The sequence below is a fragment of the Neotamlana nanhaiensis genome, assembly GCF_000943555.1.
Lineage (GTDB): Bacteria > Bacteroidota > Bacteroidia > Flavobacteriales > Flavobacteriaceae > Neotamlana > Neotamlana nanhaiensis.
Genome location: NZ_JTDV01000014.1, coordinates 38,615 through 57,100 on the forward strand (window position 1 = coordinate 38,615; position 18,486 = coordinate 57,100).

19 protein-coding genes are annotated in these 18,486 nt (G+C 34.0%); 12 read left to right on the plus strand and 7 right to left on the minus strand.

The annotated features are described in order from the left end of the window. Positions 1–38 precede the first annotated feature (38 nt). Positions 39–1,148 carry an alpha/beta hydrolase family protein gene (locus PK35_RS13950; protein WP_044627188.1) on the plus strand — a complete coding sequence of 370 codons (1,110 nt, stop codon included), beginning with the start codon at positions 39–41 and terminating at the stop codon, positions 1,146–1,148. Here the strand turns inward: PK35_RS13950 and obgE are convergent. Continuing rightward, a complete protein-coding gene (gene obgE, locus PK35_RS13955; protein WP_044627189.1) occupies positions 1,145–2,143 on the minus strand; it encodes a GTPase ObgE in 999 nt (332 codons plus the stop codon). The two genes, PK35_RS13950 and obgE, sit on opposite strands and share 4 nt — an antisense overlap. A 181-nt stretch (positions 2,144–2,324) precedes the next feature. Next, positions 2,325–3,434 (minus strand): adenylate kinase, encoded by a 1,110-nt coding sequence (locus tag PK35_RS17440; RefSeq protein WP_082048590.1) that lies wholly within the window; start codon positions 3,432–3,434, stop codon positions 2,325–2,327. A gap of 136 nt (positions 3,435–3,570) precedes the next feature. Here PK35_RS17440 and PK35_RS13965 point away from each other — a divergent pair, with 136 nt between their 5' ends. From PK35_RS13965 to PK35_RS13975, 3 genes are all read left to right on the plus strand, one after another. Then, positions 3,571–4,728 (plus strand): 5-(carboxyamino)imidazole ribonucleotide synthase, encoded by a 1,158-nt coding sequence (locus PK35_RS13965; RefSeq protein WP_044627190.1) that lies wholly within the window; start codon positions 3,571–3,573, stop codon positions 4,726–4,728. Positions 4,729–4,815: 87 nt separating this feature from the next. Beyond that, positions 4,816–5,298: a 5-(carboxyamino)imidazole ribonucleotide mutase gene (purE, locus tag PK35_RS13970; RefSeq protein ID WP_044627191.1), complete on the plus strand. Its 483-nt coding sequence runs from the start codon at positions 4,816–4,818 to the stop codon at positions 5,296–5,298. A gap of 150 nt (positions 5,299–5,448) precedes the next feature. Continuing rightward, on the plus strand, positions 5,449–7,491 hold the full coding sequence (locus tag PK35_RS13975; protein ID WP_044627192.1) for a M3 family metallopeptidase: 2,043 nt from the start codon (positions 5,449–5,451) through the stop codon (positions 7,489–7,491). Between the two features lie 71 nt (positions 7,492–7,562). On the opposite strand, the gene PK35_RS13980 is transcribed toward PK35_RS13975, so the two are convergent. Further along, on the minus strand, positions 7,563–8,045 hold the full coding sequence (locus PK35_RS13980; RefSeq protein ID WP_238320924.1) for a LysE family transporter: 483 nt from the start codon (positions 8,043–8,045) through the stop codon (positions 7,563–7,565). Positions 8,046–8,352: 307 nt separating this feature from the next. Between PK35_RS13980 and PK35_RS13985 the strand changes: the two genes are divergently transcribed. From PK35_RS13985 to PK35_RS14015, 6 genes are all read left to right on the plus strand, one after another. Then, entirely contained in the window at positions 8,353–8,856 is a 504-nt protein-coding gene (locus tag PK35_RS13985; protein ID WP_044627193.1) for a GbsR/MarR family transcriptional regulator, read from the plus strand. 52 nt (positions 8,857–8,908) lie between these two features. Next, complete coding sequence (locus PK35_RS13990) at positions 8,909–9,286, plus strand: DoxX-like family protein (RefSeq protein ID WP_044627194.1); 378 nt, start codon at positions 8,909–8,911, stop codon at positions 9,284–9,286. Beyond that, positions 9,273–10,013, plus strand: coding sequence for a DUF2071 domain-containing protein (locus PK35_RS13995; RefSeq protein WP_044627195.1), 741 nt, complete (start codon positions 9,273–9,275; stop codon positions 10,011–10,013). The genes PK35_RS13990 and PK35_RS13995 overlap by 14 nt, the downstream gene beginning before the upstream one ends. Then, positions 10,004–10,756, plus strand: a complete 753-nt coding sequence (locus PK35_RS14000; protein ID WP_044627294.1) for a class I SAM-dependent methyltransferase — start codon at positions 10,004–10,006, stop codon at positions 10,754–10,756. The genes PK35_RS13995 and PK35_RS14000 overlap by 10 nt, the downstream gene beginning before the upstream one ends. Before the next feature lie 445 nt (positions 10,757–11,201). Further along, positions 11,202–11,756, plus strand: coding sequence for a sigma-70 family RNA polymerase sigma factor (locus PK35_RS14010; RefSeq protein ID WP_044627196.1), 555 nt, complete (start codon positions 11,202–11,204; stop codon positions 11,754–11,756). A gap of 2 nt (positions 11,757–11,758) precedes the next feature. Continuing rightward, the gene (locus PK35_RS14015; RefSeq protein WP_044627197.1) at positions 11,759–12,019 is read left to right on the plus strand and encodes a hypothetical protein; all 261 of its coding nucleotides are present in this window, start codon (positions 11,759–11,761) and stop codon (positions 12,017–12,019) included. On the opposite strand, the gene PK35_RS14020 is transcribed toward PK35_RS14015, so the two are convergent. Next, a complete protein-coding gene (locus tag PK35_RS14020; protein ID WP_316930184.1) occupies positions 12,016–12,843 on the minus strand; it encodes a hypothetical protein in 828 nt (275 codons plus the stop codon). The two genes, PK35_RS14015 and PK35_RS14020, sit on opposite strands and share 4 nt — an antisense overlap. A 125-nt stretch (positions 12,844–12,968) precedes the next feature. On the opposite strand from PK35_RS14020, the gene gcvP reads away from it, so the two are divergent. Together gcvP and PK35_RS14030 are read left to right on the plus strand one after the other, a co-directional pair. Continuing rightward, positions 12,969–15,818 carry an aminomethyl-transferring glycine dehydrogenase gene (gcvP, locus tag PK35_RS14025; RefSeq protein WP_044627199.1) on the plus strand — a complete coding sequence of 950 codons (2,850 nt, stop codon included), beginning with the start codon at positions 12,969–12,971 and terminating at the stop codon, positions 15,816–15,818. A gap of 101 nt (positions 15,819–15,919) precedes the next feature. Next, positions 15,920–16,978, plus strand: a complete 1,059-nt coding sequence (locus PK35_RS14030; protein WP_044627296.1) for a 3-oxoacyl-ACP synthase III family protein — start codon at positions 15,920–15,922, stop codon at positions 16,976–16,978. A 72-nt stretch (positions 16,979–17,050) separates the two neighbouring features. On the opposite strand, the gene PK35_RS17625 is transcribed toward PK35_RS14030, so the two are convergent. The 3 genes from PK35_RS17625 to PK35_RS14045 all read right to left on the minus strand — a co-directional run bounded on the left by PK35_RS17625 (position 17,051) and on the right by PK35_RS14045 (position 18,295). Then, complete coding sequence (locus PK35_RS17625; RefSeq protein WP_044627200.1) at positions 17,051–17,305, minus strand: T9SS type B sorting domain-containing protein; 255 nt, start codon at positions 17,303–17,305, stop codon at positions 17,051–17,053. Between the two features lie 137 nt (positions 17,306–17,442). Continuing rightward, the gene (locus tag PK35_RS14040; protein ID WP_044627201.1) at positions 17,443–17,961 is read right to left on the minus strand and encodes an integrin alpha; all 519 of its coding nucleotides are present in this window, start codon (positions 17,959–17,961) and stop codon (positions 17,443–17,445) included. Then, positions 17,933–18,295, minus strand: coding sequence for an integrin alpha (locus PK35_RS14045; protein ID WP_044627202.1), 363 nt, complete (start codon positions 18,293–18,295; stop codon positions 17,933–17,935). Before PK35_RS14045 ends, PK35_RS14040 begins: the two co-directional genes overlap by 29 nt. Positions 18,296–18,486: the final 191 nt, after the last annotated feature.

An 18,486-nucleotide genomic window follows, 5' to 3' on the forward strand; every position in this document is an offset into this window, starting at 1 on the left:
TAAACGGACTTTAAGTAACTTCAATAAAAAATTGAAAAATGAAATATTTTAAGCTTGTAATAATAGCAATTCTCTTTTTTTATTGTGGTAGTATTTGCGCACAAAACAAAAGACCTCAAGATCCTGAACCGCCTTTTAATTACACTTCGGAAACTGTATATTTTACCAACCCAAAAGCAAACAACATTAAACTTGCTGGTACACTAACCCTACCTAACAACAAGCTAAAACCCGCGGTAGCTATACTAATTTCGGGATCTGGACCACAAAATAGAAATGAAGAAGTTAAACAATTTAACCACCGCCCTTTTTTAGTTTTAGCTGATTTTTTAAGTGAACATGGCATTGCCGTTTTTCGATATGACGATAGAGGTATTGCCGAATCGGAAGGTAATTTTAAAACGGCAACTACATTTGATTTTGCTTCTGATGTTGAAGCCGCTATTAGCTATTTAAAAACAAGAACCGATATTGACACTTCTAAAATTGGGCTAATTGGGCATAGTGAAGGCGGACTTATATCACCAATAGTGGCTTCAAAAGATAAAACGGTTGCTTTTTGTATTTTACTTGCTGGACCTGGTGTTAACGGTGCCGAAATTTTAAAATCACAATCCAGAAAAATGGCTGAATTATCAGGAACTCCAAAACTATTTATTGATGAAAATGAAAAACTATCTGAAATAATCTACAATGTTATTCAAAATGAAACCGAAGAAACTGCTATTAAAACAAAAATTATCGACACATTAAATGATTATAAAATTAAAAATCCGTTATCGCCAATTGCAGCAGCCATAACACCTGTCATGATAGAGCAACAACTGAAAATTTTAAAATCGCCTTGGCTATTAACATTTATTAGAACTGAACCAAAAAATTATCTTGAAAACACCACTTGTCCTGTATTGGCTTTAAACGGAAGTAAAGATGTTCAAGTATTGCCAAAGTTAAATTTACCTGCCATAGAAAACGCTTTGAAAACCGTCAAAAACACCGACGTTACCGTACAAGAATTAGAACATTTAAATCATCTTTTTCAAACTTGTGAAACTGGAATGATTAACGAATACAGCACCATTGAAGAAACCTTCTCTCCAAAAGCTTTAATCATTATAAAAGATTGGATTTTAAAGCGGTTTGATTAATCGTTAAGCATTTTCCAAAGTTTGTCCTTCAGCTCTGTAATACCTTTTTGAGCTACCGAAGAAATAAACATATACGGAATTGGCAGTTCGTTATCGAGCTCGGTTTTAAGTTCGGCTTTTAACTCATCATCAAGCATATCGCTTTTAGAAATAGCTACAATGCGCTCTTTATCCAACATTTCTGGGTTGTAGCGTTTTAACTCATCGAGTAGAATATCATATTGCTTTTTAATATCGGCTGCATCGGCAGGAATTAAAAACAGTAAAATAGAATTACGCTCAATATGACGTAAGAAATAATGTCCCAGACCTTTACCTTCGGCTGCACCTTCAATAATTCCAGGAATATCGGCCATAACAAAGGTTTGAAAATCGCGATATTTCACTATACCCAAATTAGGCTTTAATGTCGTAAACTCGTAATCGGCAATTTTTGGTTTAGCAGCTGTTAACACAGAAAGCAAAGTAGATTTACCAGCGTTGGGGAAGCCCACCAACCCAACATCTGCAAGTACTTTAAGCTCCATGGTAACGTACTTTTCCTCCATGGGTAAACCTGGTTGCGCATAACGCGGTGTTTGGTTTGTAGCACTTTTAAAATGCCAGTTTCCTAAACCGCCTTTACCGCCTCGGGCTAGAATTTTTTCTTCGCCATCTTCGGTAATTTCAAAAATAATTTGATTGGTTTCTGTATCTCGAATAACAGTTCCTAGTGGCACATCGATGAATGCATCTTCACCATCGGCACCAAAGCTACGGCCACTGCTACCATGTTCGCCATGACCTGCTCTTGTGTGTCGTTTAAATTTTAGATGTAAAAGTGTCCAAAGGTTTGCCTTCCCACGCACAATAACATGACCGCCACGACCACCATCTCCACCATCGGGTCCGCCCTTTGCAATGTACTTTTCACGGTGTAAATGTGCAGAACCTTTTCCACCATTACCCGAACTTACATACATTTTTACGTAGTCAACGAAATTTCCTTCAGTCATATTTAAGTTTAAAGTTCTAAGTTTAAAGTTTAAAGTTGGGACACTAAACACTTTAAGCTTTATATTTAACTAGCTAAGGCTAATTTTTTAAAAAGTATACAAAAAAATAATTATGTTAATTCTCTTATTATTTTAATGCACAAGACAAAAACAGATACTCACTTTCGTGGGAATGTATGTCTTATAAATTATCAATTACACCACTTAAACGCTTGGTAATATCTTCTATACTTCCTACACCATCAACACCGTAATATTTATTTTGTGTAGAATAAAAATCTTTTAAAATAGCCGTTTTTTGGTAGTATTCTTTAATACGATTTCTAATGATAGATTCATCGGCGTCATCGGCTCTTCCACTGGTTTCACCACGTTTTAGTAAACGCTCAACTAAAATTTCATCATCAACTTCAAGTGCAATCATCGCATTAATTTGCGAATCTTTGGTATCCATTAGGTTATCTAATGCTTCGGCTTGAGCATTGGTTCTAGGAAATCCATCGAAAATAAATCCGTTAGCATCGGCATTTTTTTCAACTTCAGCATTCAACATATCAATAGTTACTTGGTCTGGAACCAGTTCGCCTTTATCCATATAAGATTTTGCTAACATACCTAAAGCGGTTTCGTTTTTAATGTTATATCTAAAAACATCGCCAGTAGAAATATGTACTAAATTATATTTCTCTTTTAAAAAGTTAGCTTGCGTTCCTTTGCCTGCTCCCGGAGGACCAAATAGCACTAAATTTGTCATGTGTTGTGTTTCTTTTATTTGATATACTTCGGGTAAATTTCTTCCTAAACCATCATAGTCTAAGCCATAGCCAACTATAAATTTGTTAGGAATTTCCATACCCACATAATGTAGTTTAAAATCTTTTTTGTACGCTTCAGGCTTGTAAAATAAGGTGGCAATTTTAAGTGATTTCACCTTTTCATTTTTAAAAATACGGTGTACTTCGGCTAGCGTATTTCCAGTATCTATAATATCTTCAAGTACAACAACCGTTCTTCCTGTTAAATCTTGCGTTAAGCCAATTAAACGCTGAATATCTTCGGTAGATTTAACACCTTCATACGATGCCAATTTTATAAAAGTGACCTCGCAAGGATTCTTATATTTTTTAACAAAATCGCTAACAACCATAAACGAGCCGTTTAAAATACCCACAAAAACAGGTATTTCATCACCAACATCTTTTAAAATAGCATCGGCTAGTTTTTGCATGGCGCGATCTATTTCGGCTGCAGAAATAAAAGGTTTAAAATATTTGTCGTGTAGCTTTATCACACAAATTGGTTTTTAAAGTGGCAAATATAGTTAATAGATTGACTTTTACAGCCTTTTTTGGTCGCTGTTTTAAACACTAATTTAATATTTTAAATGTATTTTTGCGTATCAAAAATTGAGTTTTTAGCATTAACACATGACAAATTACTTTTCTTCAGATTTTAAATTAGGAATTTTAGGAGGCGGACAATTAGGAAAAATGTTGCTTTACAACACCCGAAAATTCGACATTTACACTTGCGTTTTAGAAGCCAGCAACGATGCCCCGAGCAAAATTGCTTGCGATGAGTTTCACTTAGGAAATTTAATGGATTACGATGCCGTTTACAACTTTGGAAAACAAGTTAACGTGCTTACCATTGAAATTGAAAACGTAAATGTTGATGCGCTTGAAGCTTTAGAAAAAGAAGACGTAAACGTATATCCAGCTTCTAAAACCCTGCGCACCATACAAAACAAAGCCAAACAAAAATTATTTTATGTAGACAACAATTTACCAACGGCGCCTTTTACACGTTTTGCTTACCTATCGGAAATTGAAGACGCTATAAACAATGGCGGTTTAAACTTACCTTTTGTTTGGAAAGCAGCCCAATTTGGGTATGATGGTAACGGGGTAAAAGTGGTAAGAAAACTAGAAGATTTAGATGGTTTACCATCAGGTGAATGTATAGCAGAACAACTTATTCCGTTTAAAAATGAATTGGCTGTAATTGTGGCGAGAAACCCTAACGGAGCGGTTAAAACATTTCCGGTAGTTGAAATGGAATTTCACCCGGAAGCAAACCAAGTGGAGTATGTTATTTGTCCGGCTAGAATTGATGAAAACGTTGCAAAAAAAGCAACCGAAGTCGCTTTAAAAGTATCCGAAGCATTTAATCATGTTGGTTTATTAGCTGTTGAAATGTTTCAAACCGAAGACGATCAAATTTTAATAAACGAAGTCGCTCCAAGACCACATAACTCGGGGCACCAAACTATTGAAGCCAGTTACACCTCTCAATTTGAGCAACACTTGCGTGCCATTTTAAATTTACCTCTAGGACGCACCGATAGTAAAGTTGGTGGTGTTATGGTAAACCTTGTAGGTGCTGAAGGTTACACAGGCAACGTTATTTATGAAAACATTGAAAATATCATGACAATGGATGGTGTTACGCCACATATATATGGTAAAAAACAAACGCGTCCGTTTAGAAAAATGGGACATGTAACCATTGTTAACGAAGATTTAAATGAAGCAAGAAAAGTTGCCGAAGCCGTTAAAAAAAGTATTAAAGTTATAAGTGAATAAATCACAAAAATTAAATACCAAATTCCAAAACAAAACAGATCTTTAAGGTCCTCCTTTTGGTTTTTGGAATTTTAAAATTGAAGTTTTATGAGTAAAGTAGGAGTCATTATGGGAAGCAAAAGCGATCTTCCTGTTATGCAAGATGCCATAGACATCTTAAAAGGTTTCGATATAGAAGTAGAAGTCGATATTGTTTCGGCTCACCGCACACCAGAAAAGTTATTCGATTACGGTAAAAATGCGCATACACGTGGCATTAGTGTTGTTGTTGCTGGCGCAGGTGGTGCAGCACATTTACCTGGTATGATAGCATCTTTATCGCCATTGCCTGTTATTGGAGTTCCTGTAAAAAGTAGTAATTCTATTGATGGGTGGGATTCTGTTTTATCCATTTTACAAATGCCGGGTGGCGTTCCAGTTGCAACAGTAGCTTTAAACGGTGCTAAAAACGCAGGTATTTTAGCAGCTCAAATTATAGGATCGCACGATAAATGTGTGTTAGACAAAGTAGTTGCTTACAAAGAAGGCTTAAAATTAAAAGTACACGAATCGGCTAAAGACTTGCAATAAAAAAAGCCTCGAATAAATTCGAGGCTTTGCTTAGCTATTAACAATAATTCTCAAGAGTTAGTCACTCTTTAAATTGCTGTGTGCAAAAATAAGAAAAATAATTATTATGCATACATAACAAACACAACATTTAACATATTTTAAGTAAAAATGACAAAAAATCTGCTAAATAATTCATTTAAAACCAAATATAACACAGCTCCATTTTCAAAAATTGAAAACAATCATTATTTACCCGCTTTTAAACAAGCTATAAATGATGCTAAGGCCGAAATTGACACCATAACAAATAATGAAGCAGAGCCAACATTTAGTAATACTATTGAAGCTTTAGATTTTTCGGGAGATCAATTAAGCAGAATTTCAAGTATCTTTTTTAATTTAAACTCTGCTGAAACCAACGACGAAATCCAAAGGATTGCTCAAGAGGTATCACCATTACTTTCAGAATTCAGTAATGATATTACTTTAAACGAAGATTTATTTAAACGTGTAAAAGCGGTTTATGACAATAAAGAAGCTTTAAATTTAACCACAGAGCAACAAACGCTTTTAGATAAAAAATACAAAGGATTTTCTAGAAACGGTGCCAATCTTCCTGAAGACAAAAAACAAGAGCTACGCGAAATAGATAAAGAATTAAGCAAATTAAGCTTAAAATTTGGTGAAAATGTTTTAGCCGAAACCAACAAATATGAGCTCCACATTACCAATGAAGCCGATTTAGGCGGTTTACCAGAAAATGCTAAAGAAGACGCCAAACAAACGGCTGAACAAAAAGAAAAAGACGGCTGGATTATTACCTTACAACACCCAAGCTACGTTCCGTTTATGACCTACGCCAAAAACCGCGCACTTCGTAAAAAACTTGCCTTAGCTTTCGGCTCTAAAGGGTTTAATAATGATGATTTAGACAATCAAGAAATTGTTTTAAACATTGTAAAATTACGCCATAAACGCGCAAATTTATTAGGTTATAAAACCCATGCAAATTTTGTGCTTGAGGAACGTATGGCTAAAAATCCGGAAACTGTAACTACTTTTTTAAATGATTTATTAGAAAAAGCGAAACCAGCTGCCGAAAAAGAATTTAAAACACTAAGTGCATTCGCTAAAGATTTAGATGGCATTGAAACACTTCAAAAATGGGATGGCGCTTATTATGCTGAAAAATTAAAACAAAAATTATTCGATTTAGATGATGAAAAGCTTAAACCTTATTTTAAGCTAGAAAACGTCATTAATGGTGTATTTATAGTAGCCAATAAATTATTCGGGTTACAATTTGAAGAAATTAACGATATAGACAAATACCACGACGATGTTTTAACGTATAAGGTTACCGACTGTGACGGTAATTACATTTCCATTTTCTATGCCGACTTTTTCCCAAGAGCTGGAAAACGCGGTGGCGCGTGGATGACGGTTTATAAACCACAATTTATAAAGGATGGTGAGAACGATCGTCCGCATATTTCCATCGTTTGTAACTTTACAAAACCTACCAAAACCAAACCATCGTTACTAACGTTTAACGAGGTTACTACCCTATTCCATGAATTTGGTCATGCGCTCCACGGCATGCTTGCTAACACAACGTACCCAAGTTTATCAGGCACAAGCGTATTTTGGGATTTTGTAGAGCTACCAAGTCAGGTACTCGAAAATTGGTGCTACGAACAAGAAGCGCTTGAGCTTTTCGCAACGCATTACGAAACAGGCGAAGTTATCCCAATGGATTTAATTGCAAAAATTAAAGCTTCAGCTACCTTTAATGAAGGCATGCAAACGCTACGTCAAATTAGTTTTGGCTTGTTAGATATGAGTTGGCATTCGGGTGAATCGCCAGAAAGCATATCATCTGTAAAAGCACACGAATCAAAAGCTTTTAAAAACACCAAATTATATCCTGATGTTGCCGAAAATTGCATGAGCACCTCATTCTCTCACATTTTCCAAGGTGGTTATTCCTCTGGATATTATAGCTACAAATGGGCCGAAGTTTTAGATGCTGATGCTTTTGAGTATTTTAAAGAAGAAGGTATTTTTAGCAAATCGGTTGCCGCTAAATTTAAAGATAATGTATTGTCGCAAGGTGGTACCGAAGACCCAATGACCTTATATAAACGCTTTCGCGGAAAAGAACCTCAGCCCGAAGCTTTATTAAAACGTGCCGGATTGATTAAAGAATAAATAATTTATCTCAATATTTTTAGCCACGAATTCACGAATTAATTGGTGTATTCGTGGCTTTTTTTTGCAAGCTATTTACTAAGCAAATAAATAAAATTACCAAGAGCAACCAAACCAGTTAAACATCCTAAGATAAAATCGATTTTAGACGCTATAAAAGTTAACTTATGCTCAATATTTTTGGCAATTATAGCATAAAGTGTGTAGAGTAAAAATGAGCCAATTGTAGATCCGATAGAAAAATAAAATGCATTTAATATAGTATAATCAAAGTAATCGTAACCTATTAAAAGCGCAACGAAAGTAAAATAAAAAGGAATTGCCATCATATTTAATGAAGACATTAAAATGCCATAAAAATAAGATTTCGATTTAGGAATTTCCTTTGCCTTAACAGGAGCTTTTGATGAGAAATAAATTCTAAAAAAGTTAATAGATAGTAGAAACAAAATTACTATTCCTATCTTTTGTATTATAGCAATATATTCAGAGTTTTTCATTAAAACATTTGCCAAATAAGCCAATATTAGCTTGAAAAAACAAAACTGTTGCATATCCTGCAATTAAGTAAAATGTTGGCCTTTTTCCATTTCTTAAACTGTACTTAACTACTGTTAAATTTAAAAAACTAGGAGTTATACTTCCTAAAGAGGCAATACAAAAACCTAAAACCACAAAGATTAAAATTTGCATAATCTGTCAATTAGCCACAAAGAAACGAATTAATAAACGATTGCCTTCCTGATTAACCTTTATTTAAAATTAATAGAATTATTTATAAAAAAAATAGAGAACTGAAACTAGAAAAAAATAAACTTTCAATAATTACTGAAAGTTTAAAACTTTTTATATATTTGTCACATGAATTATCAAGAAGCCAAAGAAAAATTTATTAGCACCTGGGGAAGTTTAGGCTCGCTTTGGGGTATTAATAAGGCTATGGCTCAAATTCAGGCGCTGTTGTTTATTTCTACCAAACCCCTATCTATGGAAGATATCATGGAGGAATTAAAAATTTCTCGCGGAAACACAAGTATGAATTTGAGACAATTGATGGATTGGGGTATTGTTACAAAAGAAATCATTCCTGGAGAACGTAAAGAGTTTTTCTCGACAGAAAAAGACGTACAAGAACTAGCAAGAGTTGTTGCAAAAGAACGTAGCAGACGGGAAATAAAACCTGTTATAAAAGTGCTTAAAGAAGTATCCTCTATTAAAGATGACGGAAGTAAGCAAACAAAGGAACTTATAAAACAAACCAAAGCACTACACGAATTAACAGATACGATGGATGTTATGATCAACAAAGTTGTAAACCAAAACCAAAATTGGTTGACCAAATCACTATTAAAACTATTTAAATAGTTTTTTTTTAGCAAAATGTTTCAATAATTATTGAAAGTTCAAAACTTATAAAATGACTAAAAAAATAATAAATTTAATTATTGCTGCTATTTGGTTGGCAAATGGACTGTATTGCAAAATTTTAAATTTTGTACCAAGACACGAATTAATAATTGCTGAAATATTGAACACAAATTATCCCGAATATTTTCGAATTATAATTGGTATCCTCGAAGTTGGCATGAGTATATGGGTTATTTCTGAAAAACATAAAAACCTTATCCTTTATACTCAAATAACAACTATTGCAATTATGAATATACTAGAGTTTTATTATACACCCAACCTATTGCTGTGGGGGAAATTTAATGTTGTTTTTGCTGCAATATTAATTGCAATAATTTATTCGAACCACATAAAAAACAATACAACAACCTATGAATTTACCTAAACTAAAAAACCATCCATTTAGTGTTAATGCTCTTTTTAAAAAATCAATCGTACTAACATTTGCATTCCCACAAGAACAAATTAAATCATTAATACCAGAATGTTTAACATTAGATACTTTTGATAACAAATGGGCATTTATTGCAGTGGCTATGGTGGAAACCGAGCATTTACGTCCTAAAGCATTCCCTAAACTATTGGGAAATAATTTCTTTTTAATTGGGTATCGTGTTTTTGTACGTTACACTAACGCAAAAGGCAAAAACCTAAGAGGACTGTATATTTTAAAATCTGAAACCAATAAAAGAAAAATGGCCTTTTTTGGCAATATTTTCACACACTATAATTATACATCAACAGATATTAAAGTGACGAAAAACTCATTAGAAACAATTATTTCATCAGCAAAATCCCGTTTCAGTTTATCTTATCTAAACAGGAAAAATAACATCCAATTACCAGAAACGTCACCTTTCAAAAACTGGAAAGAAGCGAGACGATTTGCAGGTCCATTACCCTTCACTTTTACTTATAACTCTGTTAAAAAAGAAGTATTAATAATTGAAGGAGTCAGAAACAATTGGAAACCTTCTCCTATAAAAATTCAAAATTTCAAATTTAAATATCTAGACGAACTAGATTTTAAACACCCACAACTTGCGAATGCATTTATTGTTGAAAACATACCATACACATGGAAAAAAGGAAAACTAGAATTATGGAAATAAAAAGAAAAAAATTTCAAGGCGTTTTAAATATCATAAGTTTTAATAGACACTTTTACTTTATTGGTTTCTTATTAATAACTATTACTATTGCCTTTAGTGTTTTATTTAATTGGTCAACTTTGCTATTTGTAATTATCTTATCGCTCATTGCCTACAGCCTTATAATACCCTTAATAGTTTCGGCTTATGTTTACGACTTTTCGAAGTATTACAATTTCGATTGGTTAAAAAATATCAACTTAAAAAAGGTAAAAAACATTGCAAATATCCATGCTGGTTTTGATGAAACTAGTCATTTAATAAAATCACACTTTCCTAAGACAAAACTACACGTATTTGACTTTTACAATAAAACAAATCATACCGAAAAAGCAATTATACAAGCCAGAAGCATTAGTCAGGTTTACCCAAACACTATCTCTATTTCAACAAGACACATTCCTTTAAAAACAAATTCATTGGATGTTGTATTTCTGCTTTCTGCCGCTCATGAAATTCGCTCCAACCATGAAAAAGAAACTTTTTTAAAAGAATGTTATCGTATTTGCAAACCAAATGGTCATGTTATTATGGTAGAACATCTTAGAGATTCATTTAATTTTTTAGCATTTTCTGTTGGCTTTACGCATTTCTTCTCTAAAACGGTATGGCTTAATGTTTTTAGAAAGGCTAATTTCCACCTAGAAAATGAATCTAAGTTCACCCCATTCATGTCTATTTTTAATTTTACAAAACAACAATGATGGCTATTTATATAAAAATTATCGGATACATATTTATCATCTTATCTATAATTCATCTCGGGTTTCCAAAATATTTCAACTGGCAAAACGAACTAAGTTCTCTAAGTTTGATGAATAGACAAATGATGAAAACCCACACCTTTTTTATTGCCCTTACAGTTTTTCTAATGGGTGTTTTATGCATAACGGCGACCTATGAACTAACAGAAACGTTATTCGGAAAAAAAATTATGCTAGGATTAGGTGTATTTTGGTCAACCCGCTTATTTTTTCAATTTTTTGTATACTCTAAAAAACTATGGAGAGGTAAGCTTTTTGAAACTATTATTCATATTGTTTTTTCAATGTTTTGGTTATTTTCAAGTGCTGTTTTTTTTATCAGTTTTTACAACGATTAACAAATTGAAGTATTTTTTTCTATTTTTGAAAAAATCAAAAAACAAACATGCCAAAACACCAACTTAACCCGAATAAGTGGATAGATTTATATTCCGATTACTTATTCAACTACACCATTGCTCGTGTTAACGATCGCGAAATGGCTCAAGATTTGGTTCAAGACACTTTTTTGGCGGGTTTAAAATCTATGAAAAATTTTAAAGGAGATGCTAGCGAACGTACTTGGCTAATATCAATTTTAAAACGAAAAATTATAGATTACTACAGAAAAATAAATTCTAAAAAAGGCAAAGCGGAAGTTAAAATAGCCTACAATAACGATTCTGAAACCGAAGGCGATTGGCTTGAAGAACGCGTTGCAGACCCGTTTGATAAAACGGCCGAAGACGACCTACAAAACGCAGAATTAGGCAATGCCATTTACGAATGCTTAAGCAAATTACCAGAAAAACAAGCCGAGGTTTTTAAAATGAAAACTATTCAAGGGATTGAAACCGAAGTAATTTGTAATGAATTAAATATAACCGCGTCTAACCTTTGGGTAATTATACATCGAGCCCGAACCGCTATGGCAGATTGTTTAAAAGAAAATTGGTTCTAATTATGAAAAAAAATGTTTTGTTTATTTCCTGCGAAGAAGCGCAACATATTTGTGATAAAAATCAATATGGAGAAGCGAATTGGATAGAAAAGCTAAAATTAAATATTAGACTTATATATTGTCGTGTTACCCAGTCTTATGTAAAGCAAAATAAGAAACTATCTAAAGTTATTAAAAATTCTGAGGTAAAATGTATGGACAACCAATGCAAAGAAACTATTAGAAAAAATTTCGATAAAGCTTTAAAAGAACACAATTCTTAAACCAATAGCCAACAAATTAACAGCCAATAAATAGGCACCGCTTCAACCCAAAACGCACTGTAATATTTCCCTTGATAAACTTTTGAACCTACTACAAAACCACCTATAATTAAACTTACCAAGGCCAACTCCAAAAATTTAGCATTGGTTGTATCATCTTTAAAAAACTCAATTAAAAAAAATACTACTAACAGCAAAACACCCATTATTTTTGTGGTTTTAACACCTATTTTTTGCGGCACTGTAGAGAGTTTTAAATTATCGTAACGCAAATCACGAATCTCAAACGGTAACATTAAAACGATAATAAAAACAAAGCGTTGAATAGCAGATAAAACAACATCTGTACTTAAAATAAAATCTTCCTCAACCAAAGGTAAAATAACAGTCACGCCACTCCAAATTAAGGCAATAAGGTAAATTTTTAAACCACTTATGCTTCGCAAATTTTGTTTACTATCTACAAAAATGTGCTTAGGCAAAAACGGAATCGCATACAAAAACGTAACTACAGCAAAACCTAAAATATACACTAGAGTTTTTACTTGTAATTGATAAGCAAAAAAGCACAAACACAAAAAACAGAAAAACGAAAATATTTGAATGTATTTTAACCATGCTGCTAAACTCCGATGATGGAATTTTGCAATGCCATAAAACTTCACAAAATTGTACCCCGTAATGGTAGAAAAAAACAAAAAAAACAACACGTTTAAATCTATCGAAATACTATAGTTTAAAAACGTAATGCATGCCAGCGATACCACCGACAAACCCACGTGAATGCTACTATTTAAGTAAAAATTAAGTATTCGTTTTAACATTTGCATTTTACAAAAATAACGAAAGTGTTAATAACGTTTGGTAATGGTTAAAAACTTTCGATTTCTAGCTAGAGCACACATGAAATATTACGTACTTTTGCAAATTATAAAAACACATATTTTTAATGAATACAAATGCTTTTGCGCTTCGTCATATTGGTCCGAGAGAAGACGACCAAAAATTAATGTTAGAAACTATTGGTGTTGACTCGTTAGACCAGTTAATTTACGAAACTATTCCAGATGATATTCGACTAAACAAAGAACTAGATTTAGACGAACCCATGACCGAGCACGAATACCTTTTGCATATTCATGAGTTATCTAAAAAAAATAAAGCCTACAAAACATACATTGGTTTAGGCTACCACCCTACTATTTTACCTGCGGTTATTCAACGTAATATTATGGAAAGTCCAGGTTGGTACACCGCTTACACACCTTACCAAGCCGAAATTGCTCAAGGTCGTTTAGAAGCGCTTTTAAATTTCCAAACTATGGTTATCGAATTAACTGGAATGGAAATTGCCAATGCCTCATTACTTGATGAAAGTACAGCTGCTGCCGAAGCTATGAGCTTACTTTTTGCAGTTAGAGAACGTGATCAGAAAAAAGCAGGAATTAATAAGTTTTTTGTTTCTGAAGATGTATTACCTCAAACATTATCGCTTTTACAAACAAGAGCATTACCAATTGGTATTGAATTGGTTGTTGGTAAAGAAGAGGCTTTCGATTTTTCTGAAGATTTCTTCGGAGCCATCCTACAATATCCAGGAAAACACGGGCAAGTAACCGATATTAAATCGTTTATAGAAAAAGCAAATAACAGCCGCATAAAAGTTGCCGTAGCTGCCGACATTTTAAGCCTAGTAAAGCTTGAATCTCCTGGGCAATTTGGTGCCGATGTAGTTGTTGGTACCACCCAACGCTTTGGCATACCAATGGGTTACGGTGGCCCCCACGCAGCCTATTTTGCGACTAAAGAAGCTTATAAACGCGATATCCCTGGGCGCATTATTGGTGTTACAAAAGATGCTAACGGTAATCGCGCTTTACGCATGGCCTTACAAACTCGCGAACAACATATAAAACGGGATAAAGCCACCTCAAACATTTGTACCGCTCAAGTTTTATTAGCTGTTATGGCAAGTATGTATGTGGTTTATCATGGCCCAAAAGGTTTAAATTTTATTGCTAGCAGTGTACATAATAAAGCGGTTGCTCTAGAAAAAGCTTTAAACGATTTAGGCTACACACAAGAAAACACCTCGTATTTTGATACACTTCAAATAAAAACAAAGGCAAAAGCTATTAAAAAAATAGCGACCGAAAAGAAAGTCAATTTATACTATCCAAATAAAAACACGGTCACCATTTCTATAAATGAAGCGACTTCTATTCGCGATTTAAATTATTTAATTTCGGTTTTTGCTGAAGCTGCCAATAAAAAAACGATAAAAATTAAAGATTTAGATGAAGCCAATCATATTGCAGAAAATCTTCAACGTAATACACCTTTTTTAACTTCAGAAGTTTTCAATAGTTATCATTCTGAAACAGAATTAATGCGTTACATTAAGTTTTTAGAACGTAAAGATTTGGCTTTAAACCAATCGATGATTTCTTTAGGTTCGTGTACCATGAAGCTTAACGCAGCTTCAGAGATGTTACCGTTAAGCATCTACAAATGGGCAAATATTCACCCTTTTGTACCTGCAAAACAAGCCAAAGGTTACTTAACCGTTTTAAAAGAACTTGAAGATCAACTTACCGAAATCACTGGTTTTGCTGCAACATCGTTACAACCAAACTCTGGTGCTCAAGGTGAATTTGCTGGTTTAATGGTTATAAAGGCTTATCACGAATCGCGTGGCGATCATCATAGAAATATTTGTTTAATTCCGTCGTCTGCACATGGAACAAATCCTGCAAGTGCGGTTATGGCAGGTATGAAAGTGGTGGTAACAAAATCTACCGACAAAGGAAATATTGATGTTGACGATTTACGCGAAAAAGCCGAATTACATAAAGACAACCTATCGTGTTTAATGGTTACTTACCCGTCTACTCATGGTGTTTACGAATCGGCTATTAAAGAAATCACTAAAATTATTCACGATAACGGCGGACAAGTGTACATGGATGGAGCCAACATGAATGCGCAAGTTGGTTTAACAAACCCTGGCCAAATTGGTGCCGATGTTTGCCATTTAAACTTACACAAAACCTTTGCGATTCCTCATGGCGGTGGTGGCCCTGGTGTAGGTCCAATTTGTGTTGCTAAACAATTGGTTCCGTTTTTACCTGGTAACCCAGTCGTAAAAACAGGTGGCGAAAAAGGTATTACAGCTATTTCGGCGGCGCCTTTTGGGTCTGCTTTAGTGTGTTTAATATCGTATGGCTATATTAAAATGTTAGGAGCTGAAGGTTTAACAGAATCTACTAAAATTGCTATACTAAATGCCAACTATATTAAAAAACGTTTAGAAGGTAGTTTCAATACGCTTTATTCTGGTGAACGCGGTCGTGCTGCCCACGAAATGATTGTAGATTGTCGCCCATTTAAAGCGAACGGCATAGAGGTAACCGATATTGCTAAACGCCTTATGGATTACGGTTTTCATGCACCAACAGTATCTTTCCCTGTGGCGGGCACTTTAATGATTGAGCCTACTGAAAGTGAGAGTAAAGCAGAAATTGATAGGTTTTGTGATGCTATGATTTCAATTAAAAATGAAATTGATGCCGTTACAAAAGATGAGCCTAACAACGTACTAAAAAATGCACCACATACGCTCGACATGCTAACAGCAAACCAATGGGACTTCCCTTACAGCAGAGATACTGCGGCTTTCCCGTTAGAGTATGTTAAATATAATAAATTTTGGCCAAGTGTAAGACGCGTAGACGATGCCTTTGGAGACCGAAATTTAATATGTTCGTGCGCTCCAATCGAAGATTACATAGAGGCTTAAAACAGCCTTTGAACATCGTAAAAATTTTAAAACTAAAAATGCCTTTTCTTTTAAAACCCTTTACATTGCAAGGCTACTTAAAAAAAGGCATTTTTAGTTTTATGAATATTAAAATTACAGGTACAGGAAGCTATATACCAAGCACCGTTGAGAAAAACGAAAATTTTCATCAACATGAATTTTTAAACGCTGATGGTTCTACAATAAAACATCCAAACGAGGTTATTGTTAAAAAATTTAAAGCCATCACTGGTATTAGCGAACGTAGATATGCTAAAAACCATTTAAACTCTTCCGATTTAGGCTTTTTTGCCGCCGAAAAAGCCATTGAAAATGCAGAAATAGATCCAGAAACCATCGACTATATTATTGTTGCTCACAATTTTGGTGATGTAAAACATAACACGATTCAAAGTGATATGTTACCATCACTAGCATCCAGAATAAAGCACAGTCTTCGTATAAAAAACCCAAAATGCGTCGCTTACGACATTTTATTTGGTTGCCCTGGTTGGGTTGAAGGCATTATTCAAGCTAAAGCCTTTATAAAATCGGGAATGGCAAAACGCTGTTTGGTAATTGGTACGGAAACTTTATCGCGTGTTATTGATAAACACGACCGAGATGCTATGATTTTCTCTGATGGTGCTGGTGCCACAATTGTTGAATCTACAAACGATAATTCGGGTATTCTGGCCCATGAAACCGCAACATTTTCGTATGATGAAGCCTATTATTTAAACTTTGGACGATCGAACAACCAAACTCTAGATAATAACACGCGTTACATGAAAATGGACGGACGTAAAATTTACGAATTCGCCCTCACCAACGTACCGCAAGCCATGAAAACCTGTTTAGATAATAGTGGTGTTGCTATTTCGGACGTTAAGAAAATTTTCATTCATCAGGCTAACGAAAAAATGGACGAAGCCATTTTAGAACGCTTTTATAAGCTATACAATTCCGAAATTCCAGAACATGTTATGCCCATGAGCATTCATAAACTAGGAAACAGCTCAGTGGCCACCATTCCTACGCTTTTCGATTTGGTTAGAAAAAATCAGTTAGCAAATCATGAGCTAAACCCAGGCGATGTTATTATATTTGCAAGTGTTGGTGCTGGTATGCACATAAACGCCATTGTTTACAAATATTAACTACAAGCTATCGTTTTAGAGTAAAATGCCATCTAAATTCATGTTCATTAATTCCATCAAAACTAAAATTAACTAAACACCAATAGTCATTACTAGAGGCATATTTACCCCTTTATAAGTTCCGTCCCACGAATTATTTTTAGGTGTTAGCATTTTCAATAGTTTCCCATATCTATCAAAAATAAATATGTTAAAATAGCAATTAACAGGCGCATCTATAATCCAATAATCGTTTACGCCATCGTTATTTGGAGTGAAATACGATTTTAATTCAAAACATAACAAATCTTCTATTTCTGCTTCACAATCTAAAACTATATTTCTCAATGTTATGCTACAAGTAGTTGAAATCTCTTCTATTGAAATACCTTCATAAAAGCCTTCTCTTAATCCTGTAATTTCTATTTCTCCAGACGCATTAGAAGTTAAAGCAATTGTTTGTTCAACATTATTTAAGGTATAACTTACCGTATAGTCCTCTGATGCCGATAGACCTGAAATCGATATAACGCCTTCTGAACCATTACAGCTTGATGGTCTGTTGATGAAATATTAGTATTTAATCCTCCACTTGTATTGGATACTTTACTTTTACTTTTAACTGTACCATCTGCATTAAGAAACAGCACATAAAAGCTACCTGCATTAGTAGCTCCATCATCATCGCGATAAGATCCCACTACTAAATCTACAATACCATCTCCATCTAGATCTCCTATATTAGCTACAGACCCTCCAAAATAATCTTCATATTCAAGAGATGTGTTGAAACCACCTTGGATTTCGTTTATTTTTTGGTAATTAGCCACTGTAAAGTCACGATTCATAAAAAGAATCCATAGTGCACCTTCATTACCTCCACCTGCATTATCTCGTCGCGAACCTACTGCCAAATCATCAATTCCATTTCTATTTAAATCACCAATATTTTCTATATCCGTTCCAAAAACAGCATCATCTACAATATCTCCTGTAAAAACCACCTTGTGAATCACTTATTTTTGAATAGGAGTCTACAGTTCCATCTGTATTTAAAGAAAGAATCCAAACCGCACCACTCCAATAACCTCCATCTCCATCATAATCAGCACCAACAGCCAGTTCTATCAATCCGTCGTTATTCATATCTCCAAGATATGATACAGCTCCTCCAAACCTATCATCATTATCTAATATTCCAGAAAATCCTCCATCAGTATCACTAATTTTTGTAAACGAAATCACGTTATCATCTTCATCTAAAAAAAGAATCCATACTGTACCTTTATTTGTTCCTCCATCATCATCAGAAAATGCACCAACAGCCAAATCTGACACTCCATTACCATCTCAATCTCCAATTCCTTCAATTGAAACACCTAAATTATCTTGATTATCTAAATCTCCAAAAAAATTACCCTGAGAACTATTTATTTTTTGAAAACTATTAACAGTATAACTTTGGGAGTGACCAATTAAGGATAATAATATCAATATAAATAAACCCCTTCTGTATAAACAGAGGTTTA